The sequence below is a fragment of the Pseudomonas sp. FME51 genome (genome assembly GCF_014897305.1).
Genome location: NZ_JABUYN010000012.1, coordinates 26,625 through 47,987, shown reverse-complemented (window position 1 = coordinate 47,987; position 21,363 = coordinate 26,625). Strand labels below are relative to the sequence as shown.

Genomic DNA, 21,363 nt, shown 5'->3' with positions numbered 1-21,363 from the left:
CATAGCAAACAGGAAAAAAACATGGGATTTCTAAGCGGAAAGCGCGTACTTATCGTTGGCGTAGCCAGCAAACTGTCCATCGCCTCGGGTATTGCTGCAGCAATGCACCGCGAAGGCGCTGAGCTGGCCTTCACCTACCAGAACGAGAAGCTCAAGGGCCGTGTCGAAGGCTTCGCCGCCGATTGGGGCTCCAGTGCGGATATGTGTTTTCCCTGTGACGTAGCCGATGACGCGCAAATCGATCAGGTATTTTCCGAACTGAACCAGAAATGGCCTGAGGGTATCGACTGTGTCGTCCACTCGGTCGGCTTTGCCCCCGGCGATCAACTGGACGGCGACTTCACCGAGGTCACCACCCGTGAGGGCTTCAAGATCGCCCACGACATCAGCGCCTACAGCTTTATCGCTTTGGCCAAGGCCAGTCGCGAAGCACTGAAAAAGCGTAACGGCAGCCTGCTGACCCTGACCTACCTCGGCGCCGTGCGCACCATGCCAAACTACAACGTCATGGGCATGGCCAAGGCCAGCCTGGAAGCCAGCGTTCGTTATCTGGCCAACAGCCTGGGTCAGGACGGCATCCGCGTGAACGCGGTTTCCGCAGGCCCGATCCGCACCCTGGCGGCCTCCGGCATCAAGAGCTTCCGCAAAATGCTCGCCTACAACGAAGCGCGCACTCCCCTGCGCCGTAACGTGACCATCGAAGAAGTCGGCAACGCCGGCGCCTTCCTGTGTTCCGACCTGGCTTCGGGTATTTCCGGTGAGATCCTGTACGTGGACGGTGGCTTCAACATCACCGCCATGGGCAGCGTCGATCAGGAGTAACACTCCTCAAGCGACACAAAAAAACCGCATGCCTGTTATGGCATGCGGTTTTTTTATTGCTGGAGAAAAGTATCCGGCGCGGACGCTATCAGAAGCGCTCGATATCAGCCTCAGATTGCAGGTGCTGCTGCACACTCGCAAAATCCTGCTCACCGGTCTGGCCAGCTATGTATTCGCCATACATAGGTGACTCAGCCTGCTCCAACGCTTCTTCAGGCGTGGATACTCCACGCAGCGCAACGATCCACTGGCTGCCGTCAGGCTGACGGAAGTGGCCGTAGAGAGGTCCTTCCTCAGGCTTGGGCATGGTGAATACATTGCGCAGCAGCGCCTGAGCGATGTCCCGATCAGAACGGCTGGCGGCCTCATGAATCAGCCACTCCTGGCCCAACTCCTCGGCCAGCGCCTCGCTTTCCAGCTCGCCCTGCTGCAGTTGCTTCACCCAGCTCTCCGCCTGCTCAGCGGCTCGCTCGGTAGACTGGCGGAACTGCAGCAGATCAGCAATCTCGGCACGCACCTCTTCCAGTGGCCGCTGCTCCGGAAGCAGATGCTCCTTGACCCTGACCACAGCCACCGTGTCGGCGTCCAGTTCGATCAATTGGCTGTTACGCCGATCAAGCAGTACCTCTTCGGAAAATGCAGCGGCGATGATTTTCGGGTTGGCAGTCAGACCTTCTCCCCCCGACCGTTCCAGCGGGCCATGGGTTTCGACCTGAGCGTTCAATACGCGGGCCGGCTCGGCTAGGTCCTCGGACTCATAGGCAAGGTTGGCCAGCTCCTGCGACACCTCGACAAAGCGGCGCTCCACCAGCTCGGCCTTCAGCTCCTGCTCCAGGGTTGGACGCATGGACTCCAGCGAGGGCACTTCCGGCGACTGCAGATCGGTAAGCTTGATCAGGTGGATACCGAAACCACTGCGTACAGGCTCGGATACCTCGTTTTCCTGCAAGGCAAACAGCGCGTCGTCAAAGGCCGGATCAAAACTGCCATGCTCGACATAACCCATATCACCACCGTTGTTCACGGTACCTGGGTCATCCGACACTTCACGAGCCAATGCAGCGAAATCTTCACCGGCATCAAGTCGTGCCTTGACGGCTTCCGCCTGTTCGAGGGCGGCAGCTTCATCGTCGCCTTCCACTTCGAACAGGATGTGCGCAGCGCGACGCTGCTCAGTCAGATTGCCGGTCTCGCGCAGATACAGCGATTCGAGGGCGGCCTCATCCACTTTGGCATCATCAAAGAAGTCGCTGCGCGACAAGGTCAGAGTTTCCAGCACGACCTGTTCAGGACTGAGGAAATCGGCCTGGTTATCGCTGTAGTACTGCTCCACGTCCGCATCGCCAATCTCGATACCGCTCGCATCGGCGTCCAGTTCGATCACCGCGAAGTCACGGCTCTGGTTTTCCAGAAGAGCCAACCTCTGGCGCTCGGCCGGTGTGGCAAAAGATGTGGCCTGGTAGGCATTTCGCAACTGTGCAAGCATCAGCTCCTGGCGCATCAGATCACGGAAGGCCATGCGCGAACTCAGACCCATATTGCGGATCACGATATCGAAACGGTTGGCATCAAACTGGCCATTGGTCTGGAAGTCCGGGGTGTTCAGCAGCATCTGATCAACCATCTGATCGGAGATACGCAGATCAGCATCTTGCGCGCCTTCCAACAGCACAGCACGCTGAATCAGCCCCTGCAAAACCGAATCGCGCAGCAATTGCTCATCAATCATGTCCGGATCAAACTGGTCACCCAGCTGCTGCAGTTGCTGAGCTAATTGGCGGCGCTGCAAGGAAACAGCCTGCTCGAATTCAGCCGTGCTGATAACAGTCCCATTGACCTCAGCCGCTTTATCGTCATTGCTGGTGAAACGGCTGATGGATTCCCAACCGGTCAACGCAAAAACAAGCACAATGACGCCGACGATCACTTTCGCGATCCAGCTTTGCGACTTGTCCCTCATATTCTGCAGCATCATGCCCCCAAATCTTCTTGTCAGTCGCCGGTGGTGCCAGACGACAGAACCGGCAGGCCCTGCGGACCTGCCGGTCCATCCTTATTCTGTATAACAAAAAAAGGCGCACCAGATTGATGCGCCTTTCGGGAACTGACTGAACCTCTGTGTCTTCCTGCTGACCAGCAGTCCAAAAGCATACCGCACGGTGTGCGTGTCGGTATGTTCTGTCAGTTACAGGACGCTATCAGTTGACGGCGTCCTTGAGTGCTTTACCAGCCTTGAAGCCGGGAATCTTGGCAGCGCTGATTTCAATCGGCTCGCCAGTTTGCGGGTTGCGACCAGTACGGGCAGCGCGCTCCTTGACAGCAAAGGTACCAAAGCCTACCAGAACAACTGAATCACCTTCTTTCAGAGCACCAGTGACGGACTCAATGACGGCGTCCAGAGCACGACCGGCAGCAGCTTTCGGAATATCGGCAGATGCCGCAATGGCATCGATCAGTTCAGACTTGTTCACTCTAAGTCCCCTTATCTATTTCAATGAGTTGTTTAGTCGTTATGTAAGCTTGTGGTTCTAGCAACGCTGTAGCCAGTCAGCATACCTGCTTGAGTCGAAGCACGCTTTATAACAAGCGGTCAAAAACCATGTCAAGGAATGCTTGCCGTCATGGCAGCATGGCTGTCGGGCCAGGATCTCAGATCCTTGGCCCAATGCCGGCTAGCTTAACATCAATGAGTGCTGATGCGGCCTTTCGCGTCAGCATTATGAGGCTCCTCCTTGGCGACGATTTCATCCCCTTCTTCCTTCAAGGGCTCCGGCATGTATTGCAGCGCAATCTGCAGCACCTCGTCAATCCATTTTACCGGGATAACTTCAATATCTTGCTTAATATTGTCCGGAATCTCTTTGAGATCCTTGATATTGTCGTGAGGGATGACCACCGTGCGGATTCCGCCACGGTGCGCCGCCAGTAATTTCTCCTTCAATCCACCAATCGGCAACACCTGACCGCGCAAGGTTATCTCACCGGTCATGGCCACTTCAGCCCGTACCGGAATCTTGCTCAGCGCGGACACCAGTGCAGTACACATGCCTATACCGGCGCTGGGGCCATCCTTCGGGGTCGCTCCTTCGGGAACGTGGATGTGAATATCATGCTTCTCGTGAAAGTCATTGCTGATGCCCAGGCTTGCAGCCCGGCTGCGCACCACCGTCAGCGCCGCGCTGATGGACTCCTGCATCACATCACCCAGAGAGCCGGTCTTGATCTGGCGGCCCTTACCGGGCATCACAGCAGCTTCAATACTCAGCAACTCACCACCCACCTGGGTCCAGGCCAGCCCGGTGACCTGGCCGATCTGATCGGCTTCCTCGGCCAAGCCGTACTTGAACTTGTGTACGCCCAGATGATGCTCCAGCAGCGCGCCGTCCACCGTCACCACGTTACGCGCGGACTTTTCGGGCTGTTCACGCACTACCTTGCGGCAGACTTTGGCAATCTGGCGCTCCAGCCCACGCACACCGGCTTCGCGGGTGTAATAGCGAACCAGATCGCGCAGTGACTCGGTGGTGAAGGTGATTTCGTCCTTCTTCAAGCCGTTGTTCTTGACCTGTTTGGGCACCAGATAGCGCTGGGCGATATTGATCTTTTCGTCTTCGGTGTAACCCGGGATACGGATGACCTCCATCCGATCAAGCAGCGGCGCCGGAATATTCATCGAGTTGGAAGTACAGATGAACATGACGTCGCTCAGATCGTAATCCACTTCCAGATAATGGTCGCTGAATGCGTGATTCTGTTCCGGATCGAGCACCTCAAGCAGCGCTGATGACGGATCACCGCGCATATCCTGGCCCATCTTGTCGATTTCATCGAGCAGGAACAACGGGTTCTTTACGCCCGCCTTGCTCATCTTCTGGATCAGCTTACCCGGCATCGACCCGATGTAGGTGCGGCGGTGCCCCCGGATCTCGGCTTCATCGCGTACGCCACCCAAGGCCATGCGCACAAACTTGCGATTGGTTGCCCGCGCCAGAGACTCACCCAACGAGGTCTTGCCCACCCCGGGCGGCCCCACCAGACACAGGACCGGCCCCTTGAGCTTGCGTACGCGCTTCTGCACGGCAAGATACTCGAGGATGCGCTCTTTCACCTCTTCAAGGCCGTAGTGATCGGTTTCGAGGACCTTCTCTGCGTGCTTGAGATCATGCCGCACGCGACTGGAGCTTGCCCAGGGTACATTGCACAGCCACTCGATGTAGGAGCGCACCACGGTCGCCTCAGCGGACATCGGCGACATCATTTTCAGCTTGTTGAGCTCCGTATTGGCCTTCTCCAACGCCTCTTTGGTCATGCCGGCGTTGTCGATGCGCTGCTTGAGCTCTTCCAGTTCGCCATGGCCCTCATCGGAACCACCCATTTCCTTCTGGATGGCCTTCATCTGCTCGTTGAGGTAATACTCGCGCTGGCTGCGCTCCATCTGTTTCTTGACCCGCCCGCGGATGCGTTTTTCCACCTGCAACAGATCGATTTCGCTATCCAGCACTCCCAGCACATGCTCTACCCGCTCACGCAGGGAGATGATTTCCAGGATGGCCTGCTTCTGTTCGAGCTTCAGATTGAGCTGCGCAGCCATCGTATCGACCAGACGTCGCGGGTCATCAATGCCGGACAACGAGCTGACTGCCTCGGTGGGAATCTTCTTACCAAGATTGACGAACTGCTCGAACTGACTCATCAGGCTGCGTATCAGCACTTCGGCTTCACGCTCATCCAGCTCAGCCTCATCGATCAAGGTGACGCTCGCCTGCTGGTAGCCATCAAGCTCTTCAATACGTTCGACCCGCGCGCGCTGCTCGCCTTCAACCAATACCTTGATGGTACCGTCAGGCAGTTTCAGCAGCTGCAGGATGGTGGCGACGGTGCCCAGGTCATACAAACCTTCGTGGGACGGATCGTCATCCGCCGGATTGCGCTGGGCAAGCAGCAATACCTGCTTGTCGGCAACCATCGCTGCCTCCAGAGCCTCAATGGATTTATCACGGCCCACGAACAGGGGGATGACCATGTTGGGGTACACCACCACGTCACGTAGTGGCAGTAATGGAAAATCGCTGGGAGTCGTCATGACTTAGGCTCGCTCGCAGTGGGGTGAAGCAGACTTGCACCCGGAATTGAAAAGACTCATGAATTCAAGATGAGGGCGCATGGAGCAGATTACAAGATGTGCGTGGCGCACAAATCTGTCGAATGCATATTCCAGGACCAAAAAGAACCACGCCGCCAGAGCGGCGGCGTGGGAATCACTCACTCCTCGGGCATCGCCTTGGGCGGCTGCTCGGCGGATTCGTAGATCAACAGCGGCTTGGCGTTGCCATTGATGACGTTCTCATCAATGACCACCTTGCTGACGTGCTCGGCAGAAGGAATCTCGTACATCGTATCCAGCAGCACGCTTTCCAGAATCGAACGCAGACCACGGGCACCGGTCTTGCGCTTCAATGCGCGCTGAGCGACAGCCTTCAAGGCATCGGTTCGGAACTCCAGCTCCACATCTTCCATCTCGAACAGGCGTGCATACTGCCTGGTCAACGAGTTCTTAGGCTCGGTGAGAATCTGGATCAGCGCTTCTTCGTCCAGCTCGGTCAGCGTAGCAATAACCGGCAAACGACCGACGAACTCGGGAATCAGGCCAAAACGCACCAGATCATCCGGCTCGACTTCAAGCAATGTCTCGCCAACTTTCTTGCCACCTTCCTTGCTGCGTACACTGGCATTGAAGCCGATGCCGCTCTTCTCGGAACGATCGCGGATGACTTTCTCCAGGCCAGCAAAAGCGCCACCACAGATAAACAGGATATTGCGTGTATCCACCTGCAGGAATTCCTGCTGCGGATGCTTACGCCCACCCTGAGGCGGCACAGAGGCCACCGTGCCCTCGATCAGCTTGAGCAGTGCCTGCTGCACGCCTTCACCCGAGACATCCCGAGTAATCGATGGGTTGTCCGACTTGCGCGAGATCTTGTCGATCTCATCAATGTAGACGATGCCCATCTGGGCCTTTTCCACATCGTAATCGCATTTCTGCAACAACTTCTGAATGATGTTTTCAACATCCTCGCCCACATAACCGGCTTCTGTCAGCGTGGTTGCATCGGCGATGGTGAAGGGCACATTCAACAGGCGTGCCAGCGTTTCTGCCAGCAGGGTCTTGCCCGAACCGGTTGGACCGATGACCAGGATGTTGCTCTTGCCCAGCTCGACATCATCCTTGCCTTCGCGTTGATGAAGTCGTTTGTAGTGGTTGTATACCGCTACCGACAGCACCTTCTTGGCCTGTTGCTGACCAATCACGTACTGGTCGAGGATGCCACAAATCTCCATGGGCGAAGGCAGCTTCTGCTCGCCGCTGTCGTTCTGGCTTTCCTGCACCTCTTCACGAATGATGTCGTTACATAGATCGACACACTCGTCACAAATAAATACGGAGGGGCCGGCAATCAGCTTGCGCACTTCATGCTGGCTTTTGCCACAGAAGGAGCAATACAGCAGCTTGCCGTTGTCGTCACCCTTCCCAGTCATATCTGTCATCTAAAACCCCTGCTTGCGGATCACTCTTGTAACAAAGATGGGGGCAGCCACGTCTCTTTGCAAGTGCAATCCGATCAACCCGTACCGGTACGCCGGTCAGGCAGGCGGAACATTGAAAGGCCCGGGCTACTCGCCCAGGCCGTTAAACCGGTGCGCCCTGTCATCATTCAACGACAGGACGGCTCTCCAGCATCTGATCGATCAGACCATACTCAACTGCCTCGGCGGCACTCATGAAGCGATCACGATCGGTATCACGGGCAATCACATCCAGCGGCTGGCCGGTGTGATGCGCCAACACCTTGTTCAGGCGCTCACGAATATAAAGAATTTCACGAGCGTGGATTTCTATATCCGATGCCTGACCCTGAAAACCGCCGAGTGGCTGATGGATCATCACACGCGAATGGGGCAATGCGAAACGTTTGCCTTCAGCGCCGCCAGCCAACAGGAAGGCACCCATGCTGCAAGCCTGACCGATGCACAGAGTGCTGACGTTCGGCTTGATGAATTGCATGGTGTCGTAGATCGCCATGCCTGCAGTCACCGACCCGCCGGGCGAGTTGATGTACAGGTGGATGTCCTTGTCGGGGTTTTCCGACTCCAGGAACAGCAGCTGCGCCACCACCAGGTTGGCCATGTAATCTTCAACCTGACCGACCAGGAAAATCACCCGTTCCTTGAGCAGACGGGAATAGATGTCATAGGAACGTTCGCCCCGTGCCGACTGTTCGACAACCATGGGTACCAGACCGCCTGCGGCCTGAATTTCCGGCGGTAACCCGGTATAGCTGTTATGAATCATGGGCTGGTGTCACTCCGATTTAGCTTGTCGCGTAAAACCCCGAAACACTGCCGCTGCTTTATCTTTCGGGGCTTCCATAAACACATGAGCCAGCCCGAAGGCTGGCTCAATGCACTGCATGAGAACAATGACGAATTATTCGTCCGCGCTGCTGTCCGTTTCGTCGGCTTCAACCTGTGCAGGCTGAGCGGGCTTGACGGCATCTTCGTAGGCGACCTGCTTGTCGGTCACCTTGGCCTTCTGCAACACAGTATCCACGACTTGCTCTTCCAGCACAACAGACTGAATCTCGGCAAGCTGCTGCTCGTTCTGCATGTACCAGTTCACCACCTGCTCCGGCTCCTGATAGGCAGAAGCCAAGTCTTCGATCATGGCGCGAACGCGATCGTTGTCCGGCTTGATTTCGTTCTGCTTGACGACTTCAGCGACGATCAGACCGAGGCTGACGCGGCGCTTGGCCTGCTCTTCAAACAGCTCTGCCGGCAGCTGGCTCGGATCGATGTTGGCACCACCGAACTGCTGTACGGCCTGCTCACGCAGACGATCAATCTCGCTGCTGATCAGTGCCTTGGGCACCTCGATGCTGTTGCTGTTCAGCAGACCGTCCATAACCTGATTCTTGGTCTTGGTCTTGATCGCCTGACGCAGCTCACGCTCCATGTTCTTGCGAACCTCGGTGCGGAAACCTTCGATACCACCCTCTTCCACGCCGAAACGTGCGAAGAACTCGTCGTCCAGCTCAGGCAGCGCAGCAGCGGCAACGCTGTGCACGATGATTTCGAACTCGGCAGCCTTGCCGGCCAGATCCAGGTTCTGGTAGTCCTCAGGGAAGGTGACGCTGACAGTACGCGTCTCACCCGCCTTGGCACCGACCAGACCGTCTTCGAAACCGGGGATCATGCGACCGGAGCCCAGCACCAGATTGGTATTACTGGCAGTGCCGCCCTGGAAGGTTTCGCCATCAACGCGACCGGTGAAGTCGATGGTCAACTGGTCGCCATCTTCAGCGGCACGCTCTACGGTCTCGTAGTTGGTGTGCTGCTTGCGCAGGATTTCCAGCATGTTTTCCAGATCGGCATCGGTTACTTCGGAGTCGATGCGCTCTACTTCGATCCCGGCGAAATCACCCAGGGTCACTTCGGGGTAAACCTCGAAAGTGGCGATGTATTCGAAATCCTTGCCTTCGTCCAGAGACTTGGGCTCAACATTCGGCGCACCGGCGGGGTTGAGTTTCTCCTGAACGATAGCTTCATAGAAGGAAGACTGGATCACTTCACCGATGACTTCCTGACGTGCAGATGCACCAAAGCGCTTGCGAATTACGCTCATCGGCACCTTGCCCGGACGGAAACCATCAACACGTGCACGGCCAGCGGTCTGCTGCAGGCGCTTGTTGACTTCGTTTTCGATGCGCTCGGCAGGGATGCCAACAGTCATGCGGCGCTCAAGGCCGGAGATGGTTTCAACCGAAACTTGCATGTAGAGTCCTCGTTGAACAGACAATGATGAATGAATAAAAGGCGGACATTCTAGTCGCTTGTGCGGCAGAAGTCATCCTTGACGATGCATCCGCCGCCGCTATCCATACTGGCAAGCGAAGCACATCTCGATCTGCCACGCAGCATACGCGGCTACAAGGCCGCAAACCACCGACCACAAAATATTTTTCGTTCTTGTCGGCTTTTCACTTCATCGCCCGGCGGACAGATTCATTGAATCATTCCAACCGTACCGGCTCGAAATCATCAGTGACGACCTATTTCCAAGCACGACGAAACAGCAGTGCCACTGCCCGCCCGTCGTGAGAACCCCGGAAAACCCAGCGAGGATTCAGTGATGCCAACGTTGAGTACGCCCATCCGGCAACACACGTACAGCCCTCCAACCGAGCAACCAGCCGCCAATGCGCTGTACCAGAACCTGCTGCAGCAACCGCAGGAACACCTTGCCTCTGCCCGTCAATTTCTGCAGGCCCAGTTGCGCCAAGCCAGCCTCCAGCCATGCGACCTTCCCGACGCCCCACACCAGCTGAATGAGTGGATCAGGGCTGGCAGCGTACGCACTACCTGCGCCTACCGCGACTACCTGAACGCCCGCAAGCAAGGCCAGCCCCGACGCTTTTTTACCAATCGCGCGCACGCCCTGTATTTTCTGCGTAGCGTAGCACCCACCAAGATGGTGGATGGCGCCTGGCTCTATGGCGTACTTTCGCAATGGCAGGACTGGCGCTTCCATACACTGGTACGCACATATCTTGAAGAGCTGGGCGACGGTGAATCACTGCAGAACCATGTCGTTCTGTATAAACAATTGCTCAACACCCATGAATTGGACAACGCAGGCGCGCTGTCCGCCGGACATTACGTACAGGGCGCTCAGCAGCTCGCACTGGCCTATCTTGCCAACGAATTCCTGCCTGAACTGATCGGCTACAATCTGGGCTATGAACAGCTGCCCCTGCACCTGCTGATCACCACCTACGAGCTGAATGAACTGGGCGTCGACCCCTATTATTTTCAGCTGCATGTGACCATCGACAACGCCGATACCGGCCACGCACAGAAAGCAGCCCAGGCCGTACTGGACAACCTGCCGATCTCAGGTGACGCAGATGTTTTCTACCAGCGAGTGAAGCGCGGTTACATGCTGAACGAGCTGGGCATATCCTCCATGGACGCCATAGAAGGCTTCGACCTGGAAGCCGAAGTGCATCGCGTACTGGAACAGAAAGCCTTGGTCGCCCGCAACATGCACTCGGACTTCTGCCGTATTGAAGGCCGCACCGTGAATGAATGGCTCAGCCAGCCCGGGCGCACCGGTGATTTTCTTGCGGCACTGGAAAAACGCGGCTGGATTCACCGCGATACCGATCCAACAGAAAGCCGGTTCTGGCAGCTGATTCAGGGTAACCGGGCACCCATGTTCGGCGTGTTCAGCGCTTATGAGTTGCAGCTGCTGCATGACTGGATAGCCGGAGAATGGTCTGCACCCCACTCCCAACGGCAACCGCGGCGCTACGTGGCTTCAAAAATGGCCGCCGAACCTGTCGATCCGGACAATTTCGATGCAGACCAAGCCGCTCTGGAGCAGCAGCTGCGCAAGCTGCCGGCGTGCGACTTAACGGAGGAATTGATCAAGCTGATGTCGCCATCCAGTCACTTCACACCAGCCGGCCTGCTTGCAACCCGGCTATTCGCACGAGTGATGGGCCAACCGGGCACTGGCCATTGACAGAGGCGCACCCGATTTTGGCGCCAAAAGCACCTTAAATCAGCTGCGCGGTGACAGCCATCAGCAGCAGATAGCGCCCGGCCTTCGCTATCGTGACTATCAGTACGAATCGCCAGAGCGGCTCACGAAGGACACCTGCCATCAAGGTCAGGGGATCACCAATGAACGGCGCCCAGCTCAACAAGAGCGACCAGTAGCCGTAACGCTGGTAAACCCCCTGCGCCCTGGCCAGCTTATCCGGCGGCACCGGAAACCAGCGCCGCTCCCGCCAGCGTTCAATATATCGACCAAGCAGCCAGTTGATCACCGAGCCAAGCACATTGCCCACCGTGGCAAACAGCATCAGCAGCGCGAGCGAATGCTGCCCAGCCAGCTGCAGCCCCACCAGCACCACCTCCGACTGCAGCGGCAGAACAGTCGCCGCGACGAGAGCCGCCAGAAAGAGGCCGAGATAGCCCGATATCTCCCACATCAATCACCTCATCTTTCAATCTCACCCCCACCGCTTGGCGCATGCAGCATCGGCTTGAGTAGATGAATCTAGTACATCAGGGCAGGCTGGCGAATGGAAAACCTGAAAGCCAGATACAGAAAAGCCCCGAATAACGGGGCTTTCTGGGTACTTCACGATATCCATGGTGCGGATGGGGAGACTCGAACTCCCACACCTTGCGGCGCCAGAACCTAAATCTGGTGTGTCTACCAATTCCACCACATCCGCAAAACAGGCTACAGATACAAAAACGCCAGGCTGATTGCCTGGCGTTTTTGCTGAAATGGGGTGGACGATGGGGATCGAACCCACGACAACAGGAGTCACAATCCTGTGCTCTACCAACTGAGCTACGCCCACCATTACAGCAACAACACTAACACAACTCTGCAGGACCTTACCATGTGCGCTTGGCGCGCCCGGCAGGATTCGAACCTGCGACCACCCGCTTAGAAGGCGGGTGCTCTATCCAACTGAGCTACGGGCGCCGCATGCACATAATCAACCCCGAAGGCTTGAAATGCTGGAGCCTGAATCGCCTTCCAAACCGACTTCGTTGTGTTTGTGAAGCGGGGCGAATAATACTCAGCCCCCACCCTCCCGTCAACGATGAATTCACATTTTCTTCAAATATTTGAGTAAGTTAAGAATCCAGACGAGCGAACCCTTTTGCCGAGCCCCCCTCGCATGCGACAATCGCGGGCATTCTATGCACTCCCCCAGGAACATCATGAAAGCCCAATTGATCGATGGCAAACAGATTGCCGCCAATCTCCGGCGCGAGATCGCCGACAAGGTCAGCCTGCGTAAAGAGCAAGGCCTGCGCATACCCGGCCTCGCCGTCATTCTGGTCGGCAGCGATCCCGCCTCCCAGGTATATGTTGCGCACAAGCGCAAGGACTGCGAGGAAGTGGGTTTCATTTCCCGCTCCCATGACCTGCCGGCCGATACCAAGCAGGAAGAACTGCTGGCACTGATCGACACCCTTAATGCAGACCCGGAGATTGATGGCATTCTGGTTCAGCTGCCGTTGCCGACGCACCTCGACTCCTCCCTGTTGCTGGAGCGCATCCGTCCAGACAAGGATGTCGACGGCTTTCACCCCTATAACATCGGCCGCCTTGCCCAACGCATGCCGCTGCTGCGCCCATGCACCCCACTGGGCATCATCCGCCTGCTGAAAAGCACCGGCGTCAGTCCCTATGGATTGAATGCCACCGTGGTGGGTGCGTCCAATATCGTCGGTCGCCCAATGGCTCTGGAGCTCTTGTTGGCCGGTTGCACCACCACCATTGCCCACCGTTTCACCAACGATCTGGAAGATCATGTTCGCCGCTCCGACCTGGTGGTCGTGGCCGTGGGCAAACCCGGTCTGGTCAAAGGTGAGTGGATCAAGCCGGGCGCCATCGTGATCGATGTAGGCATCAACCGCATGGAAGATGGTCGCCTGCGCGGTGACGTGGACTTCGACGCCGCAGCTGAACGCGCCGCCTGGATTACGCCAGTGCCCGGCGGGGTCGGTCCGATGACCCGTGCCTGCCTGCTGGAAAATACGCTCACCGCCTGCGAAAAGCTGCATAGCTGATCTGTCGAAGCAGCAGCCTCATCACTGACTGCTGCTTCTCACTGCCTACAAACTGGCGGTAGCACCCCCATCCACCGGCAGATTGATGCCGTTGATGAATGCCGCCGCCGGTGACGCCAGAAACCCCACCGCATCGGCAAACTCCTCTGGCTCGGCGAAACGCCTGGCCGGAATGCTCTGCAGCAGATCCCGTTCCACTTCCTGCTCCGTCTTGCCACTGACAGAAGCCCGATGGGCAAACAGGCTTTCCAACCGCGCCGTGCGGGTCAATCCTGGCAGTACGTTGTTGACCGTGATGCCATCAGCCGCCAGCTCCGAAGCCAGGGTTTTCGCCCAGTTGGCCATGGCTGCCCGAATGGCGTTGGATACGCCCAGATTGGGGATAGGGGTTTTCACCGAGGTCGACAGCACATTGATGATCCGACCATAACTACCCTCGCGCATCCCAGGCAGCAATAGCTCCAGCAAGGTCTGACTGCTAAGCAGGTGCTGATTGAAAGCTGCCGCATAGCTATCCGGTGTGGCCTGATGCGCCAGCCCCGGTGCCGGCCCGCCGGTATTGTTGACCCAGATAGAGATCGGCCCACCCTGCTCCACTTCATCCTGAACCGCTATCGACAACGCCGGCAGGTCGCCAGAGTCCACACAGATATAGCCATGCTTCTGCCCTTCAGCGGCAGGTAGTTGGCGAACCACTTCTGACAGCTTGTCTTTGCTGCGTGCAAGCACAATGACTTCCGCCCCCTGCAACGCCAATTGTCGCGCGCATGCTGCGCCCAAACCCTGACTGGCCCCACCGACAAGGGCACGCTTTCCCGTTAGATTCAGATCCATCATTGACTCCAATCAATGTAACAAACCCACCTTAAGGGTTTGATATAGCTTGTATTATTTAATTAAAAGTAACATTCCAGTGCCATAATGCTGCCTCACTTGGATTACTGCCGTCGGGCAGCAAACCCGAATTATCATCATGAGGAAAGCATAAAATGAGCGACAAACCAAAGCTTACTACGGTTGCCGGAGCGCCCGTTACCGACAACCAGGACGCAGCCACCGCCGGCCCACGCGGCCCTATGTTGCTGCAGGACGTCTGGTTTCTGGAGAAACTCGCGCACTTCGACCGGGAAGTCATTCCCGAGCGCCGCATGCACGCCAAAGGCTCCGGCGCTTTCGGCGAACTAGTGATCACCCATGACATAACGCACTATACCAAGGCGCGCATTTTCTCCGATATCGGCAAGAAAACGCCGATGTTCGCTCGCTTCTCCACCGTCGCCGGTGAGCGCGGTGCAGCTGATGCTGAGCGAGACATCCGTGGTGCGGCTCTCAAGTTCTATACCGAGCAGGGCAACTGGGATCTGGTTGGCAACAATACCCCGGTATTTTTCTTCCGCGACCCACTGAAGTTCCCCGACCTGAACCACGCTGTCAAACGCGACCCGCGCACCAACATGCGCAGCGCCAACAACAACTGGGACTTCTGACCGGCCTGCCCGAATCACTGCATCAGGTGACTTATGTGATGGGCGACCGGGGTATTCCTGACGGTTACCGCCATATGCATCTGTTCGGCTCGCACACTTACAGCTTCATCAGTGCCGACAATCAGCGTTACTGGGTCAAGTTCCACTTCAAGACTCAACAAGGCATCAAGAACCTGACCGACGAAGAAGCCGCCGCCATCGTTGCCAATGACCGCGAAAGCTCTCAGCGCGACCTGTACGAAGCCATCGAGCGGCAGGATTTTCCGCGCTGGACCATGTACGTACAGATCATGCCGGAAACCGAGGCTGAGAATTACCGCTTCCATCCGTTCGATCTGACCAAGATCTGGTCGAAGCAGGATTATCCGCTGATTGAAGTGGGTTACATGGAGTTGAACCGCAACCCGGACAACTATTTCCAGGACGTGGAGCAAGCCGCTTTCACGCCGGCCAACGTGGTACCGGGCATCAGCTTCTCGCCTGACCGCATGCTGCAAGGCCGGCTGTTCTCCTATGGTGATGCCGCACGCTACCGCCTTGGCGTGAATCACCACCAGATCCCGGTCAACGCGCCGCGTTGCCCGGTACACAGCTACCATCGGGACGGTACGATGCGGGTCGATGGCAACCAGGGGAGCCGTCTGCACTACGAGCCGAACACCTACGGTGAATGGCAGGAGCAGCCTGATTTCAGCGAGCCGCCAATGGCATTGGAAGGCGTTGCCGGCCGTTACGATTTCCGTGCGGACGACAGCGATTATTTCACCCAGCCAGGCAACCTGTTCCGCCTGATGTCCGCTGACGAGCAGCAACGCCTGTTCGCCAACACCGCCCGCGCCATGAACGGCGCCGAGCGTCACATCCTGATCCGCCACGCCAAACACTGCGCCCTGGCTGATCCAGCCTATGGTGCCGGCATTGCCGCCGCGCTGGGCCTGACTGATGAGGAAATGAAAGGCTAAGCAGTTGTATTGAAAAAGCCCCGCCAGGCTGATTGTCTGGCGGGGCTTTTTTATCGCCGCTTGAGTATCGAATGGTGCTGGTCGCTTGAGTGCAGACCTCCACGCCGGTGTGACGGCAATCAATCTGGCAGCCGGTGATGGTTTAAAACCTTCCAGCACTGAGGCTTCACGGTGGAGGAGCCCTGGAGGGTTGGGCCGACCGTCGTGTCGCCATGGATGGCGACCGCGAGCCTACAGGGAAGTACTTGCGGCGTGTCGGCACAGCCCTCCAGGCCTGCGCCGCCTTGCACAAAACAGCCAGCCTCTCTTCACGCAGAAACCTTAAACAGTATCAGCAGGCACCCGCACCCAACCTTCCATCAGGATACGCGCACTGCGGCTCATGATCGCCTTGGTCACTATCCACTCACCACCGACCTGACAAGCCTCGGCGCCGACCCGCAAGGTGCCGGAAGGATGGCCAAAGCGCACTGCCTCACGCTCACCACCACCGGCCGCCAGGTTCACCAGCGTACCTGGCACCGCCGCAGCCGTACCGATAGCCACCGCACAGGTACCCATCATCGCGTGGTGCAGTTTGCCCATGGACAACGCACGCACCAGCAGATCAACCTCACCCGCCTCGATGGTCTTGCCGCTGGAAGCCTGATAGGTCTTGGGCTTGCTGACGAAAGCAATCTTCGGCGTATGCTGCCGCTTGAGGGCCTCTTCCGGGGTTTTGATCAACCCCATACGCAGCGCACCCGCCACGCGGATGGCCTCAAAACGCGCCAGCGCCTCCGGATTACCATTGATATCCTCACGCAGCTCAGTGCCCTGATAACCGATATCCTCGGCATTGACGAATACCGTCGGGATGCCTGCGGTGATCATAGTCGCCTTGAGAGTGCCGCTCTCTACAACATCAGTGGGCACGTCCAGATCATCGACCAGATTACCGGTGGGGAACATGCTGCCGCCCTCTTCCCCGTCATCCGACGGGTCGAGGAACTCCAGCACGATTTCGGCCGCCGGAAAGGTCACCCCGTCCAGCTCGAAGTCACCCAGCTCCTGCACCTGACCATTGGTCACCGGCACCTGCGCAATGATGGTCTTGCCGATATTGGCCTGCCAGACCCGCACGGTGCACATCCCGTTATCGGGAATCCGCGCCGGATCAACCAGCCCGGCATGAATGGCGAAAGCGCCGGCGGCTGTGGACAGGTTGCCGCAGTTACCACTCCAGTCGACGAAGGGGCTGTCGATGGATACCTGGCCATAAAGGTAATCGACGTCGTGCTCCGGCTGACTGCTCTTCGACAGAATCACGCACTTGCTGGTACTGGAGGTGGCGCCGCCCATGCCGTCGATATGCGCCGAGTACGGGTCCGGGCTGCCGATCACCCGCATGAACAGCCGATCCCGCGCCTCACCCGGCACCTGACAGGATTCCGGAAGGTCATTCAGGCGAAAGAACACGCCCTTGCTGGTACCGCCACGCATGTAGGTGGCGGGGACTTTGATTTGTGTTGCTTGGGTCATGCAGTAGTACTCCTGAAGAACAGCTCTCCCCCTCTCGAGAGAGGGGGAGAGAAGCTTTATACCTTCCCTTCCAAAAAGTCCTGAGCAAACCGCTGCAGCACGCCACCTGCTTCATAGATGCGCGCTTCCTCGTGACTATCAAGACGGCAGACCATCGGTACCTCGACCCGCTCGCCATTCTGCCGGCTGATCACCAACGTCAATTCAGCGCGCGGCGCCGGTGTACCTACTACGTCGTAGGTCTCGGTACCATCCAGTTCCAGCGTCTTGCGCGTGGTGCCCGGCTTGAACTCCAGTGGCAACACGCCCATGCCGACCAGGTTGGTGCGGTGGATGCGTTCGAAGCCTTCGGCAGCAATGGCTTCGACACCCGCCAGACGCACGCCCTTGGCAGCCCAGTCACGGCTGGAGCCCTGACCATAATCCGCGCCAGCAACGATGATCAGCGGCTGTTTGCGGTTCATGTAGGTTTCAATCGCTTCCCACATGCGCATGACCTTGCCTTCCGGCTCAACCCGGGCCAGCGAGCCCTGCTTCACGCTGCCGTCGTCGCTCAGCACCATCTCGTTGAACAGTTTCGGGTTGGCGAAGGTGGCACGCTGTGCGGTCAGGTGATCGCCGCGGTGGGTCGCGTAGGAGTTGAAGTCTTCCTCCGGCAGGCCCATTTTGTGCAGATATTCACCAGCAGCACTGTCCATCATGATGGCATTGGACGGCGAGAGGTGGTCGGTGGTGATGTTGTCCGGCAGGATCGCCAGTGGGCGCATACCTGTCATCGTCCGCTCACCGGCCAGCGCACCTTCCCAGTACGGCGGACGGCGGATATAGGTGGACATCTCGCGCCAGTCATACAGCGGGCTTTCCGATTCCTGGATGGCACCCAGATCGAACATCGGAATGTACACCTGCTTGAACTGCTCCGGCTTGACGCTGGAAGCGACGATGGCGTCGATTTCCTCGTCACTCGGCCACAGCTCTTTCAGTGTGATCGGGTTGCCCTGCTGGTCATGACCCAGCACGTCCTGCTCGATATCAAACCGCATGGTACCGGCGATGGCGTAGGCCACGACCAGCGGTGGCGATGCGAGGAAGGCCTGCTTGGCATAGGGATGTATACGGCCATCGAAGTTGCGGTTACCGGACAGCACCGCCGTGGCATACAGATCGCGGTCGATGATTTCCTGCTGGATTTTCGGGTCCAGCGCACCGGACATGCCGTTACAGGTGGTGCAGGCATAGCCGACGATGCCAAAGCCGAGCTGCTCCAGCTCCGGCAACAGACCGGACTCCTCCAGATACAACCTGGCAACCTTGGAGCCCGGTGCAAAGGAGGTTTTCACCCAAGGCTTGCGTACCAGGCCCAGCTCATTGGCTTTTTTCGCTACCAGACCGGCAGCGACCACGTTGCGCGGGTTGGAGGTATTGGTACAGCTGGTGATCGCCGCGATGATCACCGCGCCGTCAGGCATCAGCCCGCCCTTTTCCTCGGCCTTGCCCGACTCCAGTTTGGCTTCGTCAGCGATACCGCGCTCAGCCAAGGCAGAGGTCGGCAGACGGCGATGCGGGTTGGACGGACCAGCCATGTTGCGAACCACGCTGGACAGATCAAACTCCAGCACTCGCTCGTACTCGGCTGTGGTCAGCGCATCGCTCCACAGACCCAGTTTCTTGGCGTAATTCTCGACCAGAGCGACCTGCTCCGGCTCGCGACCGGTCAGTTTCAGATAGTCGATGGTCTGCTGGTCGATGTAGAACATCGATGCCGTGGCGCCGTACTCCGGGCACATGTTGGAGATGGTTGCGCGGTCGCCGATGGTCAGGCTGTCAGCGCCCTCACCGAAGAACTCGACATAAGCACCGACGACCCGCTCGGCACGCAGAAACTCGGTCAGCGCCAGAACGATATCGGTGGCGGTAATGCCGGGCTGACGCTTGCCGGTGAGTTTGACGCCGACGATGTCAGGCAGGCGCATCATCGATGGGCGACCGAGCATCACGGTTTCCGCTTCGAGACCACCGACACCAATAGCAATCACACCCAGCGCATCAACGTGCGGCGTATGCGAGTCGGTGCCCACGCAGGTATCCGGGAAGGCGACGCCATCACGGGCCTGCACCACCGGGCTCATCTTCTCCAGGTTGATCTGGTGCATGATGCCGTTCCCGGCGGGAATCACATCGACGTTCTTGAACGCGGTCTTGGTCCACTCGATGAAATGGAAGCGATCCTCGTTGCGGCGATCCTCGATGGCGCGGTTCTTGTCGAAGGCCTCGGGATCGAAACCTGCATGTTCAACAGCCAGCGAGTGGTCGACGATCAACTGGGTCGGCACAACCGGGTTGACCAGCGAGGGGTCGCCACCCTGCTCGGCAATGGCGTCACGCAGACCCGCCAGGTCGACCAGCGCGGTCTGACCAAGAATGTCGTGGCAGACCACCCGAGCCGGATACCAGGGGAAGTCCAGATCACGCTTGCGCTCGATCAGTTGCTTCAGCGAGTCGGTCAGTGCTTCCGGCTCGCAGCGGCGCACCAGCTGTTCAGCCAGCACCCGCGAGGTATAGGGCAGCCTGGCCCAGGCGCCGGACTCGATGGCGTCCACGGCGGCCGGGGCGTTGTAGTAGTCCAGGTCGGAGCCTGGCAGGTTTTCACGGTATTGGGTGTTCATCACTTGCGATCCTTCAGCGCCACAAACTGCAGATCTTCCGGACCGACATAGTTGGCGCTCGGACGGATGATCTTGCCGTCGATGCGCTGCTCGATGACGTGAGCCGACCAGCCGGCAGTACGGGCGATCACGAACAGCGGGGTAAACATCGCGGTAGGTACGCCCATCATGTGGTAGCTGACGGCGCTGAACCAGTCGAGGTTGGGGAACATCTTCTTGGCTTCCCACATGACACTTTCCAGGCGCTCGGCAATGTCGTACATCTTGCGGTTTTCCTGCTCGTCGGACAGCTCAGCAGCGACCTTCTTGATCACCTCGTTGCGCGGATCGGAGACGGTGTAGACCGGGTGACCGAAGCCGATGACCACTTCCTTGCGCCCTACCCGTTCACGGATGTCGGCTTCCGCTTCGTCCGGATTGTCATAGCGCTTCTGGATTTCAAAGGCCACTTCGTTCGCACCGCCGTGTTTCGGACCACGCAGTGCGCCAATAGCCCCGGCGATGGCAGAGAACATGTCGGAACCGGTACCAGCGATAACGCGGCTGGTAAAGGTGGAAGCGTTGAACTCATGTTCGGCATACAGGTTCAGCGAGGTGTGCATGGCACGCACCCAGGACTCCTGCGGCTTCTCGCCGTGCAGCAGGTGCAGGAAATGACCGCCGATGGAATCGTCGTCAGTTTCCACCTCAATGCACTTGCCGTTGTGGCTGTAGTGATACCAGTACAGCAACATGGAGCCCAACGACGCCATCAGCTTGTCGGCAATGTCCCGTGCGCCCGGATGGTTGTGATCGTCCTTTTCCGGGGTCAGGCAACCGAGAACCGACACACCGGTACGCATCACGTCCATCGGGTGGGCCGACGGTGGCAGTTGCTCCAGGGCAGTCATCACCGCCGCCGGCAGGCCGCGCAGGGCTTTCAGCTTGGCCTTGTAAGCGCGTAACTCGGCCTCGGTGGGCAGCTTGCCATGGACCAGCAGGTGGGCGATTTCCTCGAACTCGCAGGTGGTGGCGATATCCAGAATGTCGTAGCCACGGTAGTGCAGGTCGTTACCGCTGCGGCCGACGGTGCACAGCGCGGTGTTACCGGCAGCGGTGCCGCTCAGGGCGACGGATTTTTTCGGCTTGAAGGTCGGGGTGGTCGATTCGTTGGCGCTCATGGCGTGTTCTCCTCAATCATCCTGCTGGGCAGGCTCATACATTTATTGTCTTTATATGGCGCCGCCCGATAACCGGGCGGCGTCA

General features: G+C 58.1%; 14 protein-coding genes, 3 tRNA genes and 1 pseudogene. 4 read left to right on the top strand and 14 right to left on the bottom strand.

The annotated features are described in order from the left end of the window. Positions 1-21: 21 nt before the first annotated feature. Entirely contained in the window at positions 22-822 is an 801-nt protein-coding gene (gene fabI / locus INT39_RS18010) for an enoyl-ACP reductase FabI (RefSeq protein WP_193075388.1), read from the top strand. An 88-nt stretch (positions 823-910) separates the two neighbouring features. Here fabI and INT39_RS18005 read toward each other — a convergent pair whose 3' ends face one another. The 6 genes from INT39_RS18005 to tig form a co-directional block, all read right to left on the bottom strand. Continuing rightward, positions 911-2,797 (bottom strand): SurA N-terminal domain-containing protein, encoded by a 1,887-nt coding sequence (locus INT39_RS18005; protein WP_226944879.1) that lies wholly within the window; start codon positions 2,795-2,797, stop codon positions 911-913. Positions 2,798-3,020: 223 nt separating this feature from the next. Continuing rightward, positions 3,021-3,293, bottom strand: a complete 273-nt coding sequence (hupB, locus tag INT39_RS18000) for a nucleoid-associated protein HU-beta (protein ID WP_036992334.1) — start codon at positions 3,291-3,293, stop codon at positions 3,021-3,023. A gap of 212 nt (positions 3,294-3,505) precedes the next feature. Beyond that, positions 3,506-5,905, bottom strand: a complete 2,400-nt coding sequence (gene lon, locus INT39_RS17995) for an endopeptidase La (protein WP_193075387.1) — start codon at positions 5,903-5,905, stop codon at positions 3,506-3,508. A gap of 179 nt (positions 5,906-6,084) precedes the next feature. Beyond that, positions 6,085-7,368 carry an ATP-dependent Clp protease ATP-binding subunit ClpX gene (gene clpX, locus INT39_RS17990; protein ID WP_193075386.1) on the bottom strand — a complete coding sequence of 428 codons (1,284 nt, stop codon included), beginning with the start codon at positions 7,366-7,368 and terminating at the stop codon, positions 6,085-6,087. Positions 7,369-7,531: 163 nt separating this feature from the next. Then, positions 7,532-8,173: an ATP-dependent Clp endopeptidase proteolytic subunit ClpP gene (clpP, locus tag INT39_RS17985; RefSeq protein ID WP_193075385.1), complete on the bottom strand. Its 642-nt coding sequence runs from the start codon at positions 8,171-8,173 to the stop codon at positions 7,532-7,534. A 135-nt stretch (positions 8,174-8,308) separates the two neighbouring features. Continuing rightward, on the bottom strand, positions 8,309-9,652 hold the full coding sequence (gene tig, locus INT39_RS17980; RefSeq protein WP_193075384.1) for a trigger factor: 1,344 nt from the start codon (positions 9,650-9,652) through the stop codon (positions 8,309-8,311). Positions 9,653-10,009: 357 nt separating this feature from the next. Here tig and INT39_RS17975 point away from each other — a divergent pair, with 357 nt between their 5' ends. Further along, positions 10,010-11,404 carry an iron-containing redox enzyme family protein gene (locus tag INT39_RS17975; protein ID WP_193075383.1) on the top strand — a complete coding sequence of 465 codons (1,395 nt, stop codon included), beginning with the start codon at positions 10,010-10,012 and terminating at the stop codon, positions 11,402-11,404. A gap of 34 nt (positions 11,405-11,438) precedes the next feature. On the opposite strand, the gene INT39_RS17970 is transcribed toward INT39_RS17975, so the two are convergent. The 4 genes from INT39_RS17970 to INT39_RS17955 all read right to left on the bottom strand — a co-directional run bounded on the left by INT39_RS17970 (position 11,439) and on the right by INT39_RS17955 (position 12,385). Further along, positions 11,439-11,876 carry a YqaA family protein gene (locus INT39_RS17970; RefSeq protein ID WP_193075382.1) on the bottom strand — a complete coding sequence of 146 codons (438 nt, stop codon included), beginning with the start codon at positions 11,874-11,876 and terminating at the stop codon, positions 11,439-11,441. 164 nt (positions 11,877-12,040) lie between these two features. After that, a tRNA-Leu gene (locus INT39_RS17965) sits at positions 12,041-12,125 on the bottom strand. 56 nt (positions 12,126-12,181) lie between these two features. After that, a tRNA-His gene (locus tag INT39_RS17960) sits at positions 12,182-12,257 on the bottom strand. A gap of 51 nt (positions 12,258-12,308) precedes the next feature. Beyond that, a tRNA-Arg gene (locus tag INT39_RS17955) sits at positions 12,309-12,385 on the bottom strand. A gap of 242 nt (positions 12,386-12,627) precedes the next feature. Between INT39_RS17955 and folD the strand changes: the two genes are divergently transcribed. After that, a complete protein-coding gene (gene folD, locus INT39_RS17950) occupies positions 12,628-13,482 on the top strand; it encodes a bifunctional methylenetetrahydrofolate dehydrogenase/methenyltetrahydrofolate cyclohydrolase FolD (RefSeq protein WP_193075381.1) in 855 nt (284 codons plus the stop codon). Positions 13,483-13,527: 45 nt separating this feature from the next. Here folD and INT39_RS17945 read toward each other — a convergent pair whose 3' ends face one another. Beyond that, on the bottom strand, positions 13,528-14,316 hold the full coding sequence (locus INT39_RS17945) for an SDR family oxidoreductase (RefSeq protein WP_193075380.1): 789 nt from the start codon (positions 14,314-14,316) through the stop codon (positions 13,528-13,530). 155 nt (positions 14,317-14,471) lie between these two features. Here INT39_RS17945 and INT39_RS17940 point away from each other — a divergent pair. Continuing rightward, a pseudogene (locus INT39_RS17940) lies at positions 14,472-15,931 on the top strand (catalase). Between the two features lie 321 nt (positions 15,932-16,252). On the opposite strand, the gene prpF reads toward INT39_RS17940, so the two are convergent. Genes prpF through prpC form a run of 3 tightly spaced genes read right to left on the bottom strand, consistent with a single transcriptional unit; the run spans position 16,253 to position 21,278 of the window. Next, positions 16,253-17,452 carry a 2-methylaconitate cis-trans isomerase PrpF gene (gene prpF, locus INT39_RS17935; protein ID WP_193075379.1) on the bottom strand — a complete coding sequence of 400 codons (1,200 nt, stop codon included), beginning with the start codon at positions 17,450-17,452 and terminating at the stop codon, positions 16,253-16,255. 56 nt (positions 17,453-17,508) lie between these two features. Continuing rightward, a complete protein-coding gene (gene acnD, locus INT39_RS17930; RefSeq protein ID WP_193075378.1) occupies positions 17,509-20,118 on the bottom strand; it encodes a Fe/S-dependent 2-methylisocitrate dehydratase AcnD in 2,610 nt (869 codons plus the stop codon). Then, positions 20,118-21,278, bottom strand: a complete 1,161-nt coding sequence (gene prpC / locus INT39_RS17925) for a 2-methylcitrate synthase (protein ID WP_193075377.1) — start codon at positions 21,276-21,278, stop codon at positions 20,118-20,120. The genes acnD and prpC overlap by 1 nt, the downstream gene beginning before the upstream one ends. Positions 21,279-21,363 lie beyond the last annotated feature (85 nt).